The following is a 22,003-nucleotide window of genomic DNA, read 5'->3' on the forward strand; positions in this document are numbered from 1 at the left end:
AAAAGACCCGGCACGCAAGAGCGCCGGGTTTTTCTTTTGGCGAAAGCTGCATCGCCGTGATGGGAACAACTGCTCCTACCTTATCACCGCGGACGCAATGAAATCGTGCATCCAGTCCTGCTGGTAGCCCTTCTGGCGCAGATGCGTCGATAGCTGGGCCCAGTGGCGGACGCCATGCAGGAGCGCATGAATAAAAATTTTGCGCCGACTGGCGGTGAGTTCCCCGGCCGAGCGCGTGGGAAACGTGAGCGTGCCGTCCCAGTCAGCATCATTGGCAGCGATGGCGAAGCTGCGCAGGTCTTCCAGGCTCTTGCGCGACAGCGCGAATAGCTCTTCGCCGCTTTTACCCTCGAGCGTGGCATAGTCGGTGATGGGCATGTTGAGCAGCCGCTCGGCGTAGCGCATCTGCACGGCCACAATGTGAAGCACCAACTCGCGGACCGTTTTTGTCCCGGCGATGTCGCACGGCACATCGAGCGCGTCCGGATGTTGCTTGAAGAAGTCGCGCCAGTGATTGCTTTCTTCCGCGCTGTAATCCAGCAGCTCGCCAAAGCTCAATCCACGCATGGAAGCACCTCAGAGGGAAATATAACAAACGAAAATCCTTAACCACAAAGGTCACGAAACACAAAGCAGACAGAGGGGAGATCGCCGTAATCGCCGAGATCGCGCGTCATCGCCCGTGATCGGAAAAGCAAAAATGTTTTACCGCAAAGGGCGCAGAGGACGCAAAGATAGGAAAGAAAAATCACCACTGAAGATCGACCTAATTCGCCGTGATCGGGTGATCGCCGTGTCGGAAAAGCAAAACCACTTTACTGCGGATTGGCGCGGATGAGCGCGGATCGGAAAGGATTGGGACATCGCCCGGAACCGGAAAAACAAAAACCAATCTTCCCTTTGCGGACTTTGCGTCCTTTGCGGTTAAAGCTTTTGCTTTTCAATTTCACTTTTTGGCAATTTCGGCGATTTTGGCAATCTGTCCTTTGTGTTCCTCTGTGTCCTTATGTGGTAGAGGGTTTTGCAGTCATTTCAGCTGCTCAATCTGCCCCAGCGCCGTCTCATCGATCCTCTTAATGCCCAGATGTTTTTGTAGCCAGCGGTCGCGGTCAAGACGCGCAGCGGCGTTGAGCGCGTGCCCCGCGTCATAGAACTCCATCTTTTTATCTTTGGCGCTGAAGCGGTCCAGATATTTTTGTGCCATCTCTTTGGTGATGGGATCGCCCGAGGCAAATTGCAGGAAGATGCTTTCACGGTCCGTATGGCCAAGGAAATAAACCGGATCGTCCCAGGCGTACTCACGGAAATATTCATGGACGTTGTCCGCGCCCACTTCTTTTATATGTGCGATGGTCTGCGGGTCATTGCTGGCGAATGCCTCTTCCTCGTCGGCATAGCCGCTGGCCATAAGCACATACGCGGTGATGCGTATTTCCACGCCGGCCAGGATCGCGCCCACATGGGCGTCCCAGCTATGGCCGACGTAAGCAATGCGCTTGCGATCAACGTCCGCCCGCCCGTAGAGCAGGTCGATGCCGCGGCGCAGGTCGGTGACTTGGTGCGTGGAAGCTTCACTCTGCGCTTTCGCCTCTTCCAGCGGACCGGCGTCGCTTTTGGCTTCCACCCAGTCATGGCGCACCTGGGGCGCGTCAATCAGCAAAGAGACAACGCCGGAGCGCGCCAGGATGACAGCCTCTTCAAGAAACTCGTCTTTATTGGCCAGCGGCGAGCCTTTCTTCAGCCAATGTCCCCAGATGATGGCGGGAAATGGGCCGCCGCCCGGAGGAATCAGCAGGTAAGCCGGTACGCGGTCACCGCTGGCGCCGGCATAGTTGAGTTCGATCAGCCGGACCTTGTCGCGCTTGTGCACGTCAGTCTCGCGCATCTCCAGTCCGGCGTGGCTGTCATAGTCAAAGCGCGGCAGCAGGTCAGGATAAGAAGGCTTGGGCGGCTCACCGCTCCCTTCTGCCTGCGCGGGCTGGGTGGCGGGCACGGAATACGGCGTGGGCGTCGGAGTCGCCGATCCAAGGCCCGTGTTCGACGATCCCGGCCGATTCAGTGTTGGCCGGTCTTCAGGCGTCGGCGTAGAAGATGGCGGTGGCGTGGGCGACGGCGACTGCGCTGCGGCGGCAATCGCAATCACAAACAGCATTACGATGAATGACAATAAAGTCCGCATGAATTCAATCCATCTATCAAAACGTGCTCATAACACTGTATCGCGAAGGCCGCATTTATGCCGGGGAAACGTGATAGTTGCTCCGGCCTCGGCTCGGTGCTAATCTCAAGCCCTCATGGACCCCATGGAAGCAACAAGGCCCGCACGGAACTTTGGCCCGCTGAACCCAGAAACTTTCTTTGCCGCGCAAAAGCGCAACCGCCGCGCCACGTGGCGCATGTCCGCGCTGTGCACGTTTGCCGCGTTCATCATGGGCATTCCGCTCACCCTGGTGCTTACGCCGCTGCTGTATGCCATCACCATGGTGGCGCTGGAAACTCTCAACCATTTCTCGCCGCAGCCGGAGCTGCTGCTCTACTTCGATCATCTGGCCAAACTCGGGCTGCGCGTCGCCGACTACGTAATCAACCAGAGAGGCACACTCGATCCCGGTGAACTCACCAGCGGCCTTCTTTTAGTGCTGCTGCCGGGGATGGTCTTCGCCTATGGATTGTGGTTTGCCATGCTGGCGATGTTTCGCCATGGCGGCGTGGGCGGCACGCTGGCCAGCATGAACGCCCGCGAACCCAACCAGGCTGACTTGAAAGAGCTTCAGCTTGCGGATGTGGCGCAGGAAATGGCAATCGCCGCTGGATTGCCCGCGCCAAAAATCATGCTGGTGGATTCCAGCGGCGCCAACGCCGCGGCCGTCGGCACGTCACCGCACGACGCGCGCATCGTGATTTCACGCCGCCTGCTTGACGATCTTGATCGTGACCAGATGCAAGCCATCCTTGCGCACCTGGTGGGATCCATTGGCAACGGGGACCTGGGCATCGCGTTCACGGTAACCAGCGTCTTTGAAACCTGCGGCCTGCTGGTGACGTTGATCAACGCTCCGTTCAGCAAGGAATCGCTCGGCCGCTTGTGGCGTGTGGCGCGTTACATGCTTGGCAGCGGCACACCGGAAAAACGTGCGGCGGACGCAGCGGAAATCGCCGAGTCGCTCGCCGGTTCGGTCGATGGCAACTCTCCTGAAATGGACAACTATTTCAAGCGGGGCAATCCTGGCCTGATCAAGAAAGCTTACCGCTTGGTAATGTTCCCGCTCATGTTCACCAACATGGCCGTTGAGCTCACGCTCTGGTTTTTTCTTAACGTGCTGCTGGGACCGTGTATGGCCATGCTGTGGCGCACGCGCCGCTACCTGGCGGATGCAAGCTCGGTAGAACTCACGCGCAATCCAGACGCGCTGGCCCGTGCACTGCAATGCATGAGTGAAGACAACACGGCCTTTGACAGCGGCGACTGGGCCACACATCTTTTTGTGGTGAATCCCAAGGGCGACAGCGGTCTGCGCGGCCAGCAGCCCAGCCAGCAGCAAATGGCCAAAGCCATTCAAGCATGGGCGTCGACGGCACACATGATGTCAGCGCAAGATGCGGCAAACCTTTATGACGTGCCGGTTGCCACCGGTGGCGCTGCTCGAGTTACTCCAAATGATTGGCCCGGCGTGCGCCAGGAAATAATCACCACCGTAAAAGCCGCAGCCATGGGAGATCAGCGGGCCATGGCGCGCATGCAGGCCATCGCTGAAATGATGGGTGAACGGCTACCCGTTGGCCTTGGCGAGCTGCCCAATCTTGCGGACGTTCAGGCCGCCAGCCACGGAGACAAAGCTGCGATCGCGCGCTTGATGCAGGCGCAAAAAGGCAGACGGCAAGCCCAGCCAAAGCGCAGCCAAAGTGGATTGCAGATGCAGAGCTTTGTTTCGTTTCATCCACCGCTGGTGAAGCGCGCCAAGCGCTTGCAGAAAATGGGCTCGCACATGATCGCGCCGGTAAGAGCCGGCGGATGGGTGCTTACGGTCTTCATGACTTTGCTTTACGCGATCATTGTGCCGCTGCTTACCGTGGCCGGCGGGCTCATGCTGATTGTCATCGCCATGTTGATTGGCTTGAACCTGATGCTGCTCGGAGTGTGGTTAACCGCCATACATTGGTTCTTTGTCTGGTTGAATGGCAGGTGAAGGGCGGCGTTCGAACATCGCCGCCCTTAAATGTTTACTCTCCCTGCGATTTCAGTGTTGTTCTGCACTGCGCGGTAACGGACGCGCTATTGAAAGCGGGTTTCGCGACTTTAGCTGCATCGGCGGCAGCGGAGCTGCAGCTTGCGCCTGTCCTACGAGCGGCTTTTGCGCGCAAATGATCTGTGTTCCGCATCCACCTGAGCAAGTGCAGGTGCTCGGGTCCCAGGAACCGCCATTATTAATGCAGGACTGTTGCTGGGTAGGATCGCAACTTGACCCGGATGAGCAGGTGCATGTTGACCAGTCCCAAATTCCGCCGCTGTTAATGCAGGATGCTTGTGCGTCAGGATTGGGGCAAGAACTTATGCTGGCGCAATTGGAATTGTCGTGGCTGGAAACGCCCAGACAAAACTGGCGATCGTTGCGATTAGCGATAGAGGAGCACTGCGTTGGATCGTGCAGTGACATTCCCAGGCACAGCGCTCGTGTGTCAGCATTTGGCAGGTTATTGCAGTTCGGCGGAGGATTGGTGTTGCCGCTGGAGGCACCATAACAAAATGCCTGCATTTGCGGATTACTGATGTCATTGCAGTTCGATGGGAAGTTAGGCGCAAACGCAATACCATAACAAGCGAGTTGCATGTTTCGGTCTGTCATCGAGGTGCATGGGCTCTGCGTGCTGTCGGAAACGGCGAAGCATGTTTGCTTATCGTTCACGTCGCTGATGTCATTGCAGTTGGAGGAAATTCTCCCGGCGATGCCATAACAAGCAAGAAACTGATCGCGCGGGCTGCGGTATTTAAATGGGTTTCCAGTAGATTCCATCGTGCATCCCCCACCGCCATCATTGAGCCAGTTTTGCTGAATAAGATAGTTGCGGCCACCCAGAGAAATGTTTGCTTGTGCCCCGTTTGGTGTGGTGAAAGTGGCGCCAAACGTCAGATTGCATTGATCAGCATTCTCGCTGGGATTCGAGGGATTGAACCACGCGTTTAAGTCAGGATCGGTAACTGTTTCACTCAGCTCGTGGGAAACCGTGCTGGCCATAAGGTCCGCCCCTACGTTTCCGTTTGGCCCTATCTGGGAATTTAATGGAGCGCAGGGTTTGGGTATGTTTGGGCTGTTAAGACACTTTGGAGCGGGGTTCCCCACATAGGCATATTTTATGTCATTGTTGAACATGCTCGAATGACCGTGGAAGCCACAGAAGTCAACGCAAAACTCGCCATGGGTCGAATCCTTCTCATTCACGTCACCCGAGGAAAGAACAAAGTAAACCCCGTTTGGATCAACCGGCACGGCGCCGCGCGACATCGCGCTCGAAATCACGGTACGCAAGCTTGTCTCTGAGAGCAGGCTCGATTGTGAGTAATTATCAAACGTCTGCGCGCCCAGGTTCACCGTCCCACCGGCATTGGTATGGCTGCTGTTCTCATATGTGGTATTAATTGCAAAGTACGGAGTTCCGTTCAGGTTGGAAATCAAGTTGGGCAATAACGTAAGCGCCGAATCGCCATTCCAGTTGCCATACCAGATGATGTAAATCGTATGAGGATTGGTCATTACCGGCCCGCCGTGGTAGCCGATCCCGTTTGCTGTGTCCTGAGCACCGCTGCTCAGGGCTGCTACAAGAAGAATAGCCGTTATCAATACCTGAGCACGCAAAGCGGACCTTCCATGATTTGCGAACACCATTTGTAACTTCGATCGGTTCATTGGTTTCCTCGCTTGAACAAATGCGCTGTGTTTTCAGACCTGTCCTTCTTGCACGTTCATGCGGTGGTTTGGTGCGATTGCTTCAATGGAAGACGCGATTGAACTAGCAGCGGAGGCTCAGATCTGCCTTGTTGGCTCAATTTTTATATCGATGAGTGGCAGTTAACCAAGAAAAAAACGTATGAGTAACGGAGGGCGGTTCCGAATTGGGACGGTGCGAGGGAAATCGGCGCAGATGACCGAAGTATTTTTGAAATTGTTTTGGGCTCCGAAGCGCCTTACGCCGCTATCTCGCCCGGAGAGAGTTCATCCACATAGCACCAGATCCACGCTTCGCCCGGCTCAATGGAGCGGATGAGCGGATGCTTGGTGCGATGAAAATGTTTCGTCGCGTGCTTGTTCTTGGATGAATCGCAGCAGCTCACATGGCCGCATTCCAGGCACAGCCGCAGATGGACCCAGGTATCGCCGGTCTTGATGCAGTCTTCGCAGACATCGGTCTCTGTGGATTTGAATTTGATCTGCTTCATGTGGCTGCAACTCTGGGCCATGGCTTTCTCCTTTAGGCCGCACCAGCGGCTGGTTCTTCTGTCCGTTCAAGCGATGCGCGGTCCCACTTTGCCACTAACGCACCGGCTTCATACGTGCTTTGCAGAAATTCCAGAACAGCAGCGGTCGGCGAACTGGCGTGGCGCGCGTCTTCATGCATCAGCAGAAATTCTCCGAGTTGTTGATGATAAAACGAGGCCGCCGGACGCACTTTCTGCTCGGCAAAACCCTGTGGCGTAGGCGCGGCATAGCAGTAGAACGCGGCGTCTTTCACGTCGCCGCCGCCCGGCCACCAGCCCGCGCTGATCACCTCATGCGAATAAGCTTCCTGCATGATCTTGCGCAGAATCGGGTCGGGATCATTGCGCTCCGGCGCTGGACGCCCTGAGAAACGTGTGACCGCCAGATCAAAGCTGCCCCAGAAGAAATGTACCGGGCTGGATTTGCCGATAAAGCGCGAGCGGAAGACCTTGAACACGTCATCGATCGAAACCAGCGTGCGCCAGAAGCGGCGAGCATATTCCTTGTCGTAGGAAGCGTGAGTTTTGTCCTGGTCGAACGGGATAGGATTGGCGATCTCTACCGGCATGTGCCAGATCGCCACGGCGATCTTCAACGCTCGCAACGCCGCCATAAACTCCTGGTAGAAATCGGCTACGCTACGCGGCCCCAGAGGAATGATTTTTGTCGCGGGGTCGCAGGTCTTGATGATCAGTTGATGCTCGAGAAAATCAAATTCAATTTCAAAGACGCGATCGCCATACGGAATGGCCGAAGTGGTCAGGCCACGCGCGGTCACGTAAAGAGCCACGTTCCACCAGTGATTGATCCTGGGCGTAAGCGCCAGCCGGACCTTGCCCACGATCTGCGTCCACATGTGCAATGTGTCGCGAGTATCCTGCCATTCGGAAAGAGGTAAAGCAGGCCAGCAAACGGGAGAGTCAGAAACAGCAGTGCTGCGGAGGTCTGTCATAAGCCGCTCCAGACAGACAGTATAGTCGCAGCCGCGCAGACCCAGCGAGTTCAGCTCACGATTTCCTATTCAATCGCGCGCACCTGCTTCTGCGATGCCCCAAAAGCCGTGACCAGCAGCATCGATACACCGGCGATCAGGAACATCAGGTTGAGGCTCCAGGCGATCAGCAGGCCCGCAACGGCAAGCGAGACCGGGACCAGCCCGAAGTTGGCCAGCATCAGAACGCTGAAGACGCGGCCACGCACCGTGGCGTCAATCCGTTGCTGGATCCACGCGGCAATGTGCACATTGGCAACGCCTGCACTGCAGCCCAGCAACAGCAACACAGCAGCGATTAACCACAGGTGGCCGAGAAGGCCGATTGACGCGATGCCGGCGCTGATCGCCACGCACGCGCCAAGCAGCAGAAGACCGCGCCGATTGATCTTTAATATTCCAGCCAGCAGCGCACCAATTAGGCCTCCTGCTGCCATGGCCGAAATTACCAGCCCATAGGCCGCGGCTGAACCGAATTTTGTTTTCACCAGATACGGCAGTCCAACCCCCATGGGGCCGCTGATGCAGAAGTTGAGCATCGCCGCCACCAGCATGAGTGAACGCAAAGGCACGTCGCCGCGAACGTAAGCGATTCCATCGAGGATTGAACGCCACACGGGAGGCTTGGCGGCAGGCCCGGCTTTCGGCGGATCCGGCAACTGCCATAGCGCGGCGATGATGAACAGAAAACTAACGGCGTCAATGAAAAATGCCCACGCAGTGCCCAGGGCCTTGATCACGAGTCCCGCCGGAGCAGGCGCCGCGATGGTGGTGAGCTGTCCGGTAGTCTGAAAAACTGAGTTGGCGGCCACCAGTTGTTCACGCTTGACCACTGACGGCAGCAGCGTGGTGGCAGCGGGCCATGCAAACGCATCAGCCACGCCGAAGAAGAAACCAAGAACATATAGCTGCCAAAGCTGCAGCAAATGCCACCACAGAAGAAATCCGATGACCGTAACCAGGAGCGTGCGGGCCGATGCGGTGCTCATGAGGATCCTTCTGGCAGAGATGCGGTCCGTCAGCGCGCCGCCAAACAGCATCAGTGCGGCCCGCGGGATGGCCACCGCCATAAGAATGGTGCCAACGGCTACGGCTGATCCGGTCAGCTGCAAAACCACCCACGGCAGCGCCACCAGATAAAACTGGTCGCCTATGGCGGAAATAGCTGAGCCTGCCCAGAGCATGCGGAAGTTGCGCTCACGCAACGGATGCAGCGCGGCCGGCGGAGCGGAAGGTACAGGTAGGCTGGCGGCAGCCATGAAAGTTCTCCTTATCAATCGGCGTTGCGAGTCAACTCCACCGTCTTGTCATCGAGAAGTGAATGCGCCACGCGCAACCACTCCGCCAGACCAGCCCAGGGACGCTCGGTTTCGGTTTCCGCAGAGTTGGTCGATTCTTTCTTGCTTCTGCTTCGACTCCAGTTTAAAGAGCGTAGCTGCCTTTTGGCGCGCAGGTAGAGCCCTGCGTAAATCTCGTTGCCGGCTTCTTGCGTGTTGGTGTCCATCTATCTCTCTCCTTCACCGCGGCTAATGGATGCGGTCTTTGAGCGCTGCCTTTACTTCCGCGCTCGCCTGGAACGCTCCGCAGACTTTGAGTTGCTTGATAACGGCGCAGGCAAGCTCCGGAGTAACGTCGTCGGCGAGCCGAAGAATGCCGGTTACGTTGAGTTCAACTTGTCTCCCAGCGGCAAGAAGTTTTTCCAGGCTCTTGCGGTTGTGCATGACGATGCCTGCGGCCGTCAGCCGGCTCGTCGCCGACTGCGGCAGGTCCATGCCGTGCTCATGCAGCAGATTGCGCGCTGCGGCTTGCAGAAAGGCTTCGCGGCTTGGGTAAAGCCCGCGTTCCACCAGCAGGTCTACCTGCCTGAGTTCATCCGCGCCCATGCTCAGGGTAAGTTTTTCTCGCTTCGATCCAGCGAAAGCTCCGGCCCCAAACGTTCCTATCAGGCCCGCCATCGCCAGGAAGTTTTGCTTTCGTTCTTCCCTTTTGCTCTGCTGTTCATGGTTTGCCACTTCGTATGTCCTCCACAATATGTAAATGTAAATTCACATTTACATAACTGTCAAGTACAATTTTGGGCAGGTTGGTATAAATATTTCCCATGGCAAAAAAGACACTCGCCCCCCAGCAGGAGCGCAGCCGCGAATCGCTGCGCAAATTACAGAAAGCAACGGCAGAAGTCCTGGGGCAGCATGGGGTTGAAGGCGCTACGATTCCCCGCATCGCACAGCACGCCGGGCTGACCCCGGGCGCCATCTACCGCCGATTTCATGACAAAGATGAGCTTCTGGAAGCCACCATCCTGGGCATGCTGGAGCGCCAGGACGAAAGAATGAAACTCGGCCTTACGCCCACCGCCGCGGCGCAGATCCCGCTGCCGGTCTTTGCCGATCAGGTGATCGGCGGCATGGTGCTCAGCTATCGCGTCAACGCGGCACTGCTGCGGGCGATGCGCACCTTTGTTCGCGGCAAAGCAAATACCGCGTTTTGGAAGACGGCCTGCAAATTTGAGGTCCGCGCCATTGAACACGTCGTCGACCTGTTTCTGACTCACCGCAAGGAAATCAAGCATCCTGATCCCCGCATGGCTATATCCATGGCTTTTATGATGGTGGTAAGCACGCTGTACGAAATTGTGGTGATGCCCACCGACCTGGGACCACTGAAAAACTTTCTGCCCAAGGACGATCAGGCGCTCAAACGCGAACTCGTTCGCGCCTTCCTGAACTATCTGGGCGCGGAGCAGAAAAAGAGCGGGTAAGGCGGAATGTCTCGGCTTCGCTCCTTGAATACGGTAGAGTGATAATTCATTACAATGGCGAGGAAATCCAAATCGAAGGGCGTCATGAAAATCCTTGTTTCCGGCAGACGTACGAACACGCTGCAAGACATCCAGGCAGCCGTTGCCGCCGCCGCAAAAGCTGAGGGCAATTCAAAAATTCCTGCGCGTGCGACAGTTGAAGACATGAAGGCTGGGATCGTCCGTGCCGTGCAAAGCAAGCATGGTCGCGGTTAATACCAACATTCTCACGCGTCTTCTGGTGACCGTCGCGGTGCCCCTAGGCGATTAGCTAGGCTGTTACAATAAGGGTTAGACCTGCACCTTGAGCATCTAATCCCACTGTAGGGACACTGTCTTTATCTATGTTTGAAAATCTTCAGGAAAAACTGCAACGGGCGTTCAAGAACCTGCGCGGACAGGGCACGCTCACCGAAGAAAATATCCAGGAAGCGCTGAAAGAAATCCGCATGGCCTTGCTGGAAGCCGACGTCAACTTCAAAGTGGTCAAGGAATTTATTGACCGCGTCCAGGCGAAAGCGGTTGGCCAGGAAGTGATGACGGCGCTTTCTCCGGCGCAGCAGATCGTCAAGATCGTGCATGACGAGCTGGTTGAAGTCCTGGGCAAGGACACGGCCAAGCTCAAGTTCGCATCGCAGCCGCCTTCAGTGATCCTGATGGCAGGCTTGCAAGGTTCCGGCAAGACCACTACTTCCGGCAAGCTTGCCGCGTGGCTGAAAAAAGGCGGACACCGGCCCATGCTGGTCTCAGTGGACGTGTATCGTCCTGCGGCGCGCCAGCAGTTGAAGGTTGTAGCAGAGGCAATCAAGGCCAACCTCTACGAAGGCAAGGTTGAAACCTCCGATACGCCAACCGTTGAGCGACTGGTAAAAGAAGCGCGCAAGGAAGCCATCAACAGCGGCTGCAACTTCCTGATCGTTGATACCGCCGGACGACTGCACATTGATGACGAACTGATGGCAGAAATGCAGTCGCTCAAGAAGATTCTTAATCCGCAGGAAATCTTGTTCGTGGCCGACGCCATGACCGGCCAGGATGCCGTGCGCTCCGCCGACGAGTTCCACAAAAAACTTTCCATCACCGGCGTGGTGCTCACCAAAATGGATGGCGATGCACGCGGCGGCGCGGCGCTCTCCATACGCCAGGTCACCGGCCAGCCCATCAAGTTCATTGGCGTGGGTGAAAAGTATGACGCGCTTGAGCCTTTCCATCCTGACCGCATTGTAGGGCGCATTCTGGGCATGGGCGACATCCTTACGCTGGTAGAAAAAGCCCAGGAGAACGTCGATCAGAAAAAAGCAGAAGAGTTTGCCAAGAAAGCGCTGGGCGGTGAAGGCTTCTCACTGGAGGATTTCCGCGACCAACTTCGCCAGGTAAAGAAACTGGGCTCGTTGCAGAGCGTCATCAAGATGCTGCCCAGCATTGGGCCGTTTGCCGGCATGCAGAAAGCCGCCGATTCCGTGGACGAAAGCCAGATCACGCGCGTGGAAGCCATCATCAATTCCATGACGCCGAAAGAGCGCAACCATCACGAAATCATCAACGGCAGCCGCCGCAAGCGCATTGCCCGCGGCTCCGGCACCAGCGTGCAGGAAGTGAACCAGCTTCTGCGCCAGTACGCGCAGATGCGCAAGATGTTCAAAGACATGGGCAAATCCAGTTTCAGCCGCAAGCTGGCCGGGATGAAGCTGCCGGGAATGCGGTAGATCCTTACCACTGATTTTCACTGATTGACACTGATCAGGATTTGGCCGCGAATCAACACGAAAGAACACGAATTAAAACTTTCTATTAAATTCGGCCGATTCGCGTGCATTCGTGGCTAATCTTTTTGCTTTTCTCCGTGCCTCCGTGTCTCCGTGGTGGGTTTTGATTTTCTTGGATCTTAATGCACAACTCGACTCACTCACCGCCAAGTTGCGCGCCATGGTTCCCGCCGAGCGCTTGGCCTTGGTCGATCGCTTCGCCGAGAATCTGATCAAGTCCGGACTGGCTGATCGCGCGCTCAAGGCCGGCGATCTTGCGCCGGGCTTCGAACTCCCTGACGGCGACGGCATGCTTTGGCGTTCACAAAACTTGCTTCGCAATGGCCCTCTCGCAATCGTCTTCTTTCGCGGACGCTGGTGCGCTTACTGCAACGCCCAACTCGCAGCATTGCAGGCAATTCATCCCCAGATTGCTGGAGCCGGCGCGTCGCTGGTCGCTATCTCCCCGCAGACACAAAAGCACTCCTACATGACGCGCGACATGCACAAGCTGCGCTTCCCTGTACTGAGCGATCAGGGAAATCAGGTCGCACGCAAATTCGGGCTTGCCTATCGTCTCTCCCCGGAGATGCAGGCGATGTATGAAAGCATCATGACCAAGCTACCGGGTTATAACGGCGACCAGGGCTGGGAGCTGCCGCTAGCCGCGACTTACATCGTGCAATCGAACGGAAAGATTACCTGGGCAAGAGTTGATGCGGACTGGCGGAAGAGACCGGAGCCGGAAGACATTTTGCAAAAACTGAACATTGACCCGCTATGAGCGGTCAATATCCTGAATGAGCGGTTTGGTTAAACGAAGGCTTGCCGCTAACAGGTTTTCCTCTTTGGCAGCGATTTCGTCAAGCTTGCGGAAGTAGCGGGCGGTGGCTTGGGCAAGCTTCGGACGGATTTTTTTCTTGCGGCGTGATTGGGATTGCGTCATTTTTTTATCATTTACAAAGGGAAATTAGCCCTTCGAGATGATGGGATTTCTCAACGAGGAATTCTGACATTCTCCTCGCCGTGTTCGTTCATTCTATTTTCTCCAAGGCCTTGCGCGTTCGAGATATCGATTGCGCATCGCTATCTTAGCCTCTTCTTCTGTCCTGCCAGCAGTATTCGCAAGATGGACAGGACCAACTGAGCGGGCAAAACACCACCATTGATTTCCATCGTACTTCGTCGTTAATAGGAAATCCTCAAATTTAGGAAATTGAGAGCTCTGAGTACAGGGGATATCTCCATAAGGAGCACCTACCGTCATTCCACAGGCATACTCCATAACGTCTTCTGTGCCATATTCATGGTCCCAAGACCCGCGAACCGTCAGAGGCGCCGAACAAGTTCCGCATCGGTAGTCTCCATATAGCTCTTCCATCCGTTCTAATTCATTGGTCAGTTTGAGGTTTTCGGCCCTGATATCGGCAAATAAATCCATTTCAATCAATCCAAAATCTCTGGGAATATCGACCAAACGTCCACGCGAACCCTCCATCCAAGACGCATCTTGCTTGCCATGCACTCGAGATATTATGTGGGAATCGATTGCATTGAAAACCCAGCCTGAAGGAAGACCACAGGCTTTAACAACATCATCAAACGGCAAAATTGCAGAATAGTGCCGGCCCTTAACTTGATCCTTTAGTGATTTTGCTAACTCGCCAATACGGTGATTGAACGTATCTGTAGAAATTATGTCAGCACGAATGAGAGCCTCGCTCCATCCTTTTGCCGTGAGCACATACAACATATCGGTCTTCTTTACCAGCAAGCCTTCCGAACAGAGTTCATTCCACGATGTGCTCTGGACAATCGCATAAGTTGGATCAGAGCAATCAAATAAGGTGCAGTCAATCGCTCTATCACCCAATATCGTGAATACCTGGTTCAAAAGAGTGAGAGCATCCGCGCGCCTTATTTCTTCTGGAAGAGACATGCCCAATTATCGTTTAGCCATGGCGCATTTTCTAGTTGGCCCGCTACGCCGCACGCCTAAATCATGCCTTGATACATGCCTTAATTCTTTGGAAAGTTTATGTGCCGCACCTAACGGCGCTCAAGCCTATTTACTTGCCTACCCACCCTTCCGGCTTCGCGTGCGCTCGCCTCAGGGTGGGCTAACTTGTGGTCGCACCTCCGGCGCTTGGTTTTCTTGACCACCGGGCGAACAAATGGTAAAGTTAATTATTTCCTCCCAGCGAGGAGCCGCTATGCGGTGAGGGTTCTTTGAAAATTAGCAATCAGCACTCAGCCGTCAGCCAAAAATGGAACCCCTGGCCCTTTGCGACCCTCTGCCGACCGAACAGTTGGAGCGAGAAAACAGGGCCGAAATTGACCGCGATTGAGGCCCTGAAAACGGAGAAAAAAGGCTTCAACCGCTCGGTCACCGCTCGGTCGAATTAGGGTTAAGCTTTTGTTTTCAACAAAGGTCCTATGGGGGGTGGGTCGCTGGCTGAAGGACGTAGGCAGAGGGCTGCAAGAAATTGCCGTGATCACCCGATATCGCCGTCATCGCGCGGGATCAGAAAAGCAAAACCGTTAACCACTAAGGACACGAAGGAACGCAAAGGAAAACCTTTGAAACCTACGCCAATTTGGATGAGTTATGGAGGAGCGGAGGGACCGGAAGCTTCTAGAAATGCTCTTGCAGCTCCACAAATTTCTCGACCTGTAGCAGCTTGAGCCCTTTAGGTGCAGGATTTACGGTTTCATGCTCAAGCGCCCAGGTGAGGTCATGCGGGACAAAGACGGCGTTGATGCCCGCCGCCAGCGCTGGGTTGATGTCCGACCGGGGGCTGTTGCCGACCATCCATGTGAGCTGCGGCTCAAACTCATACTTGGCGATGATCTCTTTATAAGCAGACTCGGTTTTTTCCGCCACGATCTCGACGGCGGCAAAATATTCCTTGATTCCAGAACGTTCCACCTTTCCGGCTTGTTCCGTGAAGTCGCCCTTGGTCATTACCACCATGTGATGGCCACGGCCAGAAAGATAGTTCAGCGTTTCCGGCACGCCATCGATTAACTCAATGGGATAGTTTGAAACCTTGTGAGCAAAGCCCCAGATGAACTCATGCAGCTCCGGTGTGACCGGCTTTTCTGAGAGGCGCTCAAAGCACTTGACCAGAGAGTGCGAAAAGCTGTGCGAGCCGTAACCACGCTCCAGCACCGTCTCGCGTTCGACCTCATACAGGAATTTCCGGACTTCGTCCGGGGAAAGATGCTGATGGTTCAGCCGCTCGATGAAGTCGGCAATGGCCTGGTCAAAGTAAACGTTGTTTTCCCAGAGCGTGTCGTCGGCGTCGATGAGGAGGGTTTGGGAAACCATGCACAGAAATCTACCACGGAGGCACGGAGACACGGAGGAAACCAAAGATCAAAATAGCTGAGGTCTTATGATCGAGAACGCCTTCATAACGATTGCGGCTGCATCTTGTCCGCGATCAGTCGGCATCAAGCTATGCCAGAAAATCCTTTTCGGCCCGACCTCTTGCCATTCTTGTCTTGCTTTTCTCCGTGTCTCCGTGCCTCCGTGGTAGATTTTCTGCGCATCCCCAGACGAATGCTTCGGGGTCCCCAGGCTGCTAGAATCTTGCCTATGAAAACAGCAACCTGTCTGTTGGCACTTTTCTTCGCAATGGTCCTTCCGGTGACACTATTGGCCCAGGCGGGCCGGCGCGCCGCGCCTCCCCCCAAGACCGCCGATAAATGTCTTTTGAAAGAGAACGTGAATGAAGATATTGCCGCGCAGGTAAACAAGTTCAAGCTTGTTTCCATGCCCTTTAGCGTGAGCGGTCTCACCGACAACGAGCGCAAGATGGTTTACAAGCTGGTGGAAGCTTCGCAATTTCTGGAAAGCATCCACTGGCGGCAGAGCGATCCTAAAGGGCTGGAGCTGTACAAGCGCCTGCTGGGCTGCAACCAGGTAATGAACCAGAAGATCCGCCGCTTTCTGATGATCAACGGCAGCCGCTATGATCTGCTGGAAAACCAGAAGCCATTCATCGGCAGCGACCCGTTCCTGCCCGGCCATGCGCTTTACCCTGCGGGCATCACACGGCAGGAGATTGAAGCGTACGTCGCCAAGCATCCGGAAAAGAAGGCCCAGATTTATAGTCCGTTCACGGTGGTTAAGCGCCAAGGCGGCGAGTTGGTTGGAGTTCCTTACCACGTTGAATACAAGCCGTGGCTTACGGGCGCGGCCAAGGCCTTGCGTGAGGCCGCGGCTCTCAGTCCGGACAAAGCCTTTGCCGGCTTCCTCCAGTTACGCGCTGAAGCGCTGCTCACAGATGACTATTACAAGAGCGATATAGCGTGGCTCGACCTGGAGAACCCAAAGTTCGACATTATCTTTGCGCCGTATGAAACCTATCTCGACGATCTGCTGGGCGTGAAGACCTCTTACGGTGCGGCGGTGATGATCCGCAATCAGGAAGAAAGCGACAGCCTGGATACGTTCAAGAAATACGTTCCGGACATACAGGACGCGTTGCCCTTGGCGCCGGAAGATCGTCCGTCAATGCAAGGCAAGAGCACCCCGATGGAAGTAATGGACACGCCCTTCCGCGCCGGTGACCTGCGCCATGGATATCAGGCGGTGGCGGACAATCTGCCGAACGATCCGCGCATTCACCAGGAAAAAGGCACCAAGAAAATTTTCTTCAAGAATTACATGGATGCGCGCGTGAACTACGTGGTGCTGCCCATTGGCAAGCAGTTGATGCGGGAAGACCAGGCAGCGCTGGCCAGCATGGAAGGCTATCTTGCCGTGGTGCTGATGCACGAAATCTGCCACGGACTGGGACCGGCTTATGCACGCACAGCAGCCGGCAAGGCCGATATTCGCGAGTCGATTGGGCCGACATATTCCGGACTGGAGGAAGCCAAGGCTGACGTTGTGGGCTTGTTCGCGCTGAACTGGCTGATGGACAAAGGCGTGATACAGAAAACGCAGGCCAACACGTTTTATGCGTCGCACGTGGCCGGGATTTTCCGTACGGTGCGCTTTGGCGTGGCTGAAGCCCACGGTCGCGCGGAGATGATGGAATTTAACTATCTGGCCGAACAGGGCGCCATCACGTTCGATCCTAAGACATCAAAGTATGCAATTGATTTCACAAAGATGCCGGATGCGATTGCCACGCTGGCCAAAGAGCTGCTGGAAATTGAGGCCACAGGCGACAGGAACCGCGCTGAGCAATGGTTTAAAAAGTATGATTCCATGCCGGCTGAGTTAAAATCGGCGCTAACGAGTGTAAAAGATGTGCCCGTGGACATTGATCCAGTCAGCGCATTTGGAGAACAGATTCAATGAGGCCTACGCAGGAAGCGCAAAATCCAGAGGAACGCCGCAGATTTGAGCGAGTGGATATCGCGCATCAGTCGCAAGTGCTGGTGATGGATGCCAAGGGCGGGCAAGCCGGTGTGCTGCGTCAATTGGCGCGCGGCGGCTTTATGATGGAGCCCGACCGGCACTACAACGAAGACAGCAAAATCTATACCTTCACTATCCATGAGCCGACGGAAGACATCCGCGTGCGCGTGAACGCGCGTCTGCGCTTTGCCGACCAGCAGTATGCTGGATTTGAATTTGTGGACCTTGATCCTGAAGCAGCAGTGGAGATAGGACACATCATCGGCAAATATTACGAGCACACCAAGGCGTAAAAGCAAAACCAAAATCTCAACACGGATGCCACGGATCAAGCTGCTTGTCGAAGGGCTCGGCTGGCCGTTAATATCTTACGCGCGATCTGGAAACCCCAACAATCCGTGTGATCAGTGAAATCCGTGGTAAGGTTTTGGTTTTCCGATCACGGCGATTCCGCGCGATTACGGCGATACTATCTGATCCAGCACGGGTTCCCGTCGAAACCGCACTGCATGATTCGCCAGGCGGTTGGCTTCCTGGTTCTGCTCGCGCGGAATGTGGGAGATACAGAACTTCAGGGTGCGGGCCAGCTTGCGGCACATCCAGTGGAGAGAGTAAAGCCGCGGGCTGCGGCAGGAATACTCGCCGGTCATCTGCTTTACGACCAGCTCTGAATCGCTAAAGACGCTGAGTGAGGTGGCATTGAGTTCCAACGCGCGCTGCAGGGCTTCCAGCAGGGCGGCATATTCGGCCACGTTGTTGTCATGGTGGCCGATCCAGCGGGCAATGCGGATCATTTCCCCGTCCGGCTTCTCAATCAGAACGCCAATGCCGGAAGGCCCCGGACTGCCGTGGGAACCACCGTCGACATAGGCGATGAGATCTGACATCTGGTCTCTAAGAGACACAATGAGGCAGATCAGGTTGTGCCGTCAAGAACATCTTTGGTTCGTTCGCACGTTTGGAGCAGCACCTTGGAGATAAAAATTTTGTGGAAACCACTGTGGAAATCGCGGACGAGCAGGAAAGAACGTCATCACAGCCGCATTTTATCTACGTTTTTCAAATCGGGAAATCGTGGAAAAAAATCTTCGTTTGCACAGATCACGGGCGTTGACTTTTCACGGTCTTCAGCTAGGATCACACATGTCGACGGTCGAAAGGGTTAGCCAAAATAAACAGTGGCTGATCCGAAGTAGACTGGGTGATCAGGTTCAATGGAGCGATCCAGTGAACACCCGGACCCGAAAAAACCGACAGGCTCTGCGAGGGGCAGGTTGGGGTCAGGAACTGCGAAAGCAGTGATCGCATCAAGGGCTGTGACGGTACATGCATCCACGTTGTTAGCTCCCTCGCAGGAGTTGGCGGCTAGAGCATAACCAATGTCACAGCCTTTACTATTTGTGGTAGCAATTCACCTCACCCCCACCTTCTTGCTGCCCTGCCTAGCCATTATCCATTCAATACATCTCGCCTTTCCACTCTCAATTTTTCTGTTCCGCGCGTTCCTGCATCGTGTCTAATCTCTGTAGCGGCTGGATTTTTGGGCAACCGGCGCGGACCTTGGCAATTCCATTTCGCGCTTGCGTATCTCGACTCTGGCTGCGCTCCTAGGGTTTCAGGTATAGCTGCCTGAAACCCATTTTTTTCTTGCCCGATGGCGTGTCCCAGGCGACACAGTGTCTATGTTCCCCCACGTATGCCCTGACTTAAACATTTTATAAGCTGTTTATTATCAACAAGTTAAGACTTGGCTGCCCGGCTGCTCTTAATCCTGGTGTCACACGACACAAGGAGAAATCAACATGCGGCGGCTAGTTGTGATCTCAGGAAAATCAAAAATCATTGCGATCTTTGCGGCGTTGGCCTTCTCGCTGACCAGCATCCATCTGGCTGCCAAGGCCCACATCGCCAGCCTGCAGCGCGAACAGGAACGTCTTGAGCAGTCTGCGATGCGGCAGCGTTTGGCGGTTAGCCAGGACCCGCAAGTTGCGGCAAGCAAGCCGGCAATCCAAGTTCCGGCAAATCCGATAGCTACCGATCAGAAAGTTATCGCTCCCAAGAACAAGCCAGATGAAACCAGCGTCATACACGCAGCCATCGCCCACAGCGCAGACCCCGCCCCTAAACGCCAGATCATTATCAGCATCGCGGACCGTCAACTGGCGGTCATCGATCACGGCCAGGTGTTGAAGACTTATCCCATTGCTGTGGGCGCGCGCGGCACACCAAGCCCCGACGGCGATTTTGTGATCATCAACCACGCCAAAGACCCCGTCTACCGGCACGGCGATAAGGAGATTGCGCCGGGCAAAGACAATCCGCTGGGCACGCGCTGGATGGGACTGAGCCTGAAAGGGTACGGCATCCACGGAACCAACGTGCAGAGTTCCGTGGGCAAAGCGGTATCGCATGGATGCTTTCGCATGCGCAAACAGGATGTGGAAGAGCTTTACACGCTGGTGCAGGTAGGTGACACGGTAATGGTCCGGCGTGAACGTGACGCAATGATCGCCAAGGTTTTCACCGCGCCAACCTCATCACAGCAGGCCGTGACGCTGGCCGCCGCTACAAACAGCGAAGTAGGACCTGCAGCAGCACTTCCGACAACGGTTGAAGCCGCTGAGCAATAGGACAGAAGGAATTTGAACCGCAGAGAACGCGGAGATCGCAGAGAGCAAAAGATCAGCCGCGAATCAACGCGAAAGAGCACGAATGAGCACAGATCGGGAAGCAAGGCAGTGGGAGCAAGCAGAAGAGACAACTGGCAGGTAGCGGGTCCGGTCCTTTGATTCTCTCCTCTGCGCTCTTTGCGGCCTCTGCGGTGAATCGGGTTTTGGAATTTTAGGAGGCATTGCGATGTTGTTCTTGAGATATCTGCTGTTGTTTACCGGCTGGGGCCTGCTTGCGACCGCCGCCATCAACGTTTTCAAAAATCTTTACAGGGTTGTCCAGTATCACCGCCAGTTGCGACATATAGCTCCAGGCTCCGAATCCGGGCTTTCATCGGGACCGGAAGGCGCCCCCGCGGAGCGGCCATTAACCCGTGGCGCTACCGTGGAAAAACCGCAACTGAACTGGACCACTGCCAAATGGGCGTTTCCTGCGGCCTGGCTGCCGCTCATCCTTGCTGCCGGCATAGTGGTGGTGCCCAGCGGGATGGGTGGCATCAGAGTGAGCCAGACTGCAGGAACGCTGCCCGGCACGTTGTATCCGGGTGTCCATTTTGTGGTTCCCATGCTCGATTCAGTAGTGCTGTATGACATTCGCGACCAGGTGCTGACAACTTCTTCCGGCAAGGACGGACTGGAATCGACCAGCGAAGCCGAAGCAGAAAAGCGTGAAAGCAAAAACAAGAAAGCCGATGCATTCACCGTGCAGTCGCGGGAAGGCTTAAGCATTGGGCTGGCCATTACCGTGCGGTATAAGTTCGATCCGGCAAAGCTCGATTACATCCATGCCAACCTGCCGCAGCCGGTAGAGAAAGAGATTGTTCCGCCGGTGGTTTCCAGCGTCTTTCGCGAGCTGGCGCCGAACTATACCGTCCGCGAAGTTTTTGCCACCAAACGCGAAGAGATACGGCAATCTGCCGCGGACCGCATTACACGCAAGCTGGGAGCTGACGGCATCATTGTGAAAGAGGTCATGCTGCGCGACGTTCAATTGCCGGAGGAATACGCCAAAGGCCTGGAAGGTCTGCTGCTAAAAGAGCAGCAGAATGAAGGCATGGGCGTGGAAACAGAAATGAAAGCCAAGCAGGTGAAGATCGCGGAGCTGGAGGCCGAAGCGGCACGCGTCCAGCAGGTAAAACAGGCGCAGGGCGCGGGAGAAGTACGGGTGTTGCAAGCCAAGTCAGAAGCAGACGCAATGCAGTTTACTCTGCCGCTGAAACAGAAACAGATTGAGCAGTCGCGCCTGGAAGCTGAAGCGCAGAAAGAAACTACTGTGAAAAATGCGGAAGCTCAGGCGCAGGCCAAGGTGATCGACAGCAAGGCTGAGATGGAACGCCGAGGCATGCTCGCCGAAGCCGAAGCCAACCGTATACGCATTGTGGCGGTGGCTGACGGCGAACGCATGAAGTCAGAAGCTGCGCTGCTGAAAGAGAGCCCGCTGTTGATCAATAAGATTGTGGCCGAGCGCATGTCTGACAAGCTGCAGATCATGATGGTGCCATCCGACGCCAAGATCTTTTTCAACGACATAATGAAGAGTGGCGTGACGCCGGAGGCATTCACCAACGCCAAAGCGGCACAGGCCGCAGCGGAAGAGAATGAAGGCTCCGACCCGGAGCAGGACGAGCAACCTGCGCCGGCACAGCAAGCGACTAGAAACAAGTCATGGAAAGGAAGATAAGTTTCTGCCGGTAGTTATCCGGGCTGCCATGTCCCCGCCGGGACACGCCGGCCCGGGCCGGCGGAAGGGCAATTTTCACCACGGAGACACGGAGAAAAACAAAAAATATTTGCCGCTGATAAACGCAGATGAACACTGATCTTAAAATTCGATCTTGTGATGTGTTTAGATCAGCGTTTATCTGCGCTAATCTGCGGCAGCCTTGCTTTTCCTCCGTGTCTCCGTGCCTCCGTGGTGGATTTGCTCTTGACTAGTTCATTTCCCCGA

21 protein-coding genes are annotated in these 22,003 nt (G+C 55.5%); 9 read left to right on the forward strand and 12 right to left on the reverse strand.

What is annotated here, in order from left to right:
* Nucleotides 1-75: 75 nt before the first annotated feature.
* Together LAO76_20720 and LAO76_20725 are read right to left on the reverse strand one after the other, a co-directional pair.
* Nucleotides 76-567, reverse strand: coding sequence for a DinB family protein (locus LAO76_20720; GenBank protein MBZ5493348.1), 492 nt, complete (start codon nt 565-567; stop codon nt 76-78).
* Between the two features lie 460 nt (nt 568-1,027).
* Nucleotides 1,028-2,179, reverse strand: a complete 1,152-nt coding sequence (locus LAO76_20725; GenBank protein ID MBZ5493349.1) for a hypothetical protein — start codon at nt 2,177-2,179, stop codon at nt 1,028-1,030.
* A gap of 124 nt (nt 2,180-2,303) precedes the next feature.
* Here LAO76_20725 and LAO76_20730 point away from each other — a divergent pair, with 124 nt between their 5' ends.
* Entirely contained in the window at nt 2,304-4,187 is a 1,884-nt protein-coding gene (locus tag LAO76_20730; protein MBZ5493350.1) for a M48 family metalloprotease, read from the forward strand.
* A gap of 51 nt (nt 4,188-4,238) precedes the next feature.
* Here the strand turns inward: LAO76_20730 and LAO76_20735 are convergent, their stop codons facing one another.
* The 6 genes from LAO76_20735 to LAO76_20760 all read right to left on the reverse strand — a co-directional run bounded on the left by LAO76_20735 (nt 4,239) and on the right by LAO76_20760 (nt 9,476).
* Entirely contained in the window at nt 4,239-5,882 is a 1,644-nt protein-coding gene (locus LAO76_20735) for an EXORDIUM family protein (GenBank protein ID MBZ5493351.1), read from the reverse strand.
* A gap of 299 nt (nt 5,883-6,181) precedes the next feature.
* Nucleotides 6,182-6,454 (reverse strand): UBP-type zinc finger domain-containing protein, encoded by a 273-nt coding sequence (locus tag LAO76_20740; GenBank protein ID MBZ5493352.1) that lies wholly within the window; start codon nt 6,452-6,454, stop codon nt 6,182-6,184.
* An 11-nt stretch (nt 6,455-6,465) separates the two neighbouring features.
* Nucleotides 6,466-7,425, reverse strand: a complete 960-nt coding sequence (locus LAO76_20745) for a DUF5996 family protein (GenBank protein MBZ5493353.1) — start codon at nt 7,423-7,425, stop codon at nt 6,466-6,468.
* Nucleotides 7,426-7,490: 65 nt separating this feature from the next.
* Entirely contained in the window at nt 7,491-8,723 is a 1,233-nt protein-coding gene (locus tag LAO76_20750) for an MFS transporter (GenBank protein ID MBZ5493354.1), read from the reverse strand.
* Nucleotides 8,724-8,737: 14 nt separating this feature from the next.
* Nucleotides 8,738-8,968, reverse strand: a complete 231-nt coding sequence (locus tag LAO76_20755) for a hypothetical protein (protein MBZ5493355.1) — start codon at nt 8,966-8,968, stop codon at nt 8,738-8,740.
* 22 nt (nt 8,969-8,990) lie between these two features.
* Nucleotides 8,991-9,476 carry a CopG family transcriptional regulator gene (locus LAO76_20760; GenBank protein ID MBZ5493356.1) on the reverse strand — a complete coding sequence of 162 codons (486 nt, stop codon included), beginning with the start codon at nt 9,474-9,476 and terminating at the stop codon, nt 8,991-8,993.
* An 89-nt stretch (nt 9,477-9,565) separates the two neighbouring features.
* On the opposite strand from LAO76_20760, the gene LAO76_20765 reads away from it, so the two are divergent.
* From LAO76_20765 to LAO76_20780, 4 genes are all read left to right on the forward strand, one after another.
* Nucleotides 9,566-10,225 carry a TetR/AcrR family transcriptional regulator gene (locus tag LAO76_20765; protein MBZ5493357.1) on the forward strand — a complete coding sequence of 220 codons (660 nt, stop codon included), beginning with the start codon at nt 9,566-9,568 and terminating at the stop codon, nt 10,223-10,225.
* Between the two features lie 84 nt (nt 10,226-10,309).
* Nucleotides 10,310-10,480, forward strand: coding sequence for a hypothetical protein (locus LAO76_20770; GenBank protein MBZ5493358.1), 171 nt, complete (start codon nt 10,310-10,312; stop codon nt 10,478-10,480).
* A gap of 128 nt (nt 10,481-10,608) precedes the next feature.
* On the forward strand, nt 10,609-11,970 hold the full coding sequence (gene ffh / locus LAO76_20775) for a signal recognition particle protein (GenBank protein MBZ5493359.1): 1,362 nt from the start codon (nt 10,609-10,611) through the stop codon (nt 11,968-11,970).
* Between the two features lie 172 nt (nt 11,971-12,142).
* Nucleotides 12,143-12,793, forward strand: coding sequence for an AhpC/TSA family protein (locus LAO76_20780; GenBank protein MBZ5493360.1), 651 nt, complete (start codon nt 12,143-12,145; stop codon nt 12,791-12,793).
* Here the strand turns inward: LAO76_20780 and LAO76_20785 are convergent.
* The 3 genes from LAO76_20785 to LAO76_20795 form a co-directional block, all read right to left on the reverse strand.
* Nucleotides 12,788-12,955, reverse strand: a complete 168-nt coding sequence (locus tag LAO76_20785) for a hypothetical protein (protein MBZ5493361.1) — start codon at nt 12,953-12,955, stop codon at nt 12,788-12,790. The two genes, LAO76_20780 and LAO76_20785, sit on opposite strands and share 6 nt — an antisense overlap.
* 93 nt (nt 12,956-13,048) lie before the next feature.
* The gene (locus LAO76_20790; protein MBZ5493362.1) at nt 13,049-13,948 is read right to left on the reverse strand and encodes a hypothetical protein; all 900 of its coding nucleotides are present in this window, start codon (nt 13,946-13,948) and stop codon (nt 13,049-13,051) included.
* Nucleotides 13,949-14,644: 696 nt separating this feature from the next.
* Nucleotides 14,645-15,340 (reverse strand): HAD hydrolase-like protein, encoded by a 696-nt coding sequence (locus LAO76_20795; GenBank protein ID MBZ5493363.1) that lies wholly within the window; start codon nt 15,338-15,340, stop codon nt 14,645-14,647.
* A gap of 309 nt (nt 15,341-15,649) precedes the next feature.
* Between LAO76_20795 and LAO76_20800 the strand changes: the two genes are divergently transcribed.
* Nucleotides 15,650-17,326 carry a Zn-dependent hydrolase gene (locus LAO76_20800; GenBank protein MBZ5493364.1) on the forward strand — a complete coding sequence of 559 codons (1,677 nt, stop codon included), beginning with the start codon at nt 15,650-15,652 and terminating at the stop codon, nt 17,324-17,326.
* The gene (locus LAO76_20805) at nt 17,323-17,679 is read left to right on the forward strand and encodes a PilZ domain-containing protein (GenBank protein ID MBZ5493365.1); all 357 of its coding nucleotides are present in this window, start codon (nt 17,323-17,325) and stop codon (nt 17,677-17,679) included. Before LAO76_20800 ends, LAO76_20805 begins: the two co-directional genes overlap by 4 nt.
* A gap of 165 nt (nt 17,680-17,844) precedes the next feature.
* Here LAO76_20805 and LAO76_20810 read toward each other — a convergent pair whose 3' ends face one another.
* Nucleotides 17,845-18,273 carry a ribonuclease HI family protein gene (locus LAO76_20810; GenBank protein MBZ5493366.1) on the reverse strand — a complete coding sequence of 143 codons (429 nt, stop codon included), beginning with the start codon at nt 18,271-18,273 and terminating at the stop codon, nt 17,845-17,847.
* 915 nt (nt 18,274-19,188) lie between these two features.
* Here LAO76_20810 and LAO76_20815 point away from each other — a divergent pair.
* Nucleotides 19,189-20,016 carry a L,D-transpeptidase gene (locus tag LAO76_20815; GenBank protein ID MBZ5493367.1) on the forward strand — a complete coding sequence of 276 codons (828 nt, stop codon included), beginning with the start codon at nt 19,189-19,191 and terminating at the stop codon, nt 20,014-20,016.
* Between the two features lie 226 nt (nt 20,017-20,242).
* The gene (locus LAO76_20820) at nt 20,243-21,736 is read left to right on the forward strand and encodes a hypothetical protein (protein MBZ5493368.1); all 1,494 of its coding nucleotides are present in this window, start codon (nt 20,243-20,245) and stop codon (nt 21,734-21,736) included.
* Nucleotides 21,737-22,003 lie beyond the last annotated feature (267 nt).

Source organism: Terriglobia bacterium, assembly GCA_020072645.1.
Taxonomy (GTDB): Bacteria; Acidobacteriota; Terriglobia; order Terriglobales; family Acidobacteriaceae; genus Angelobacter.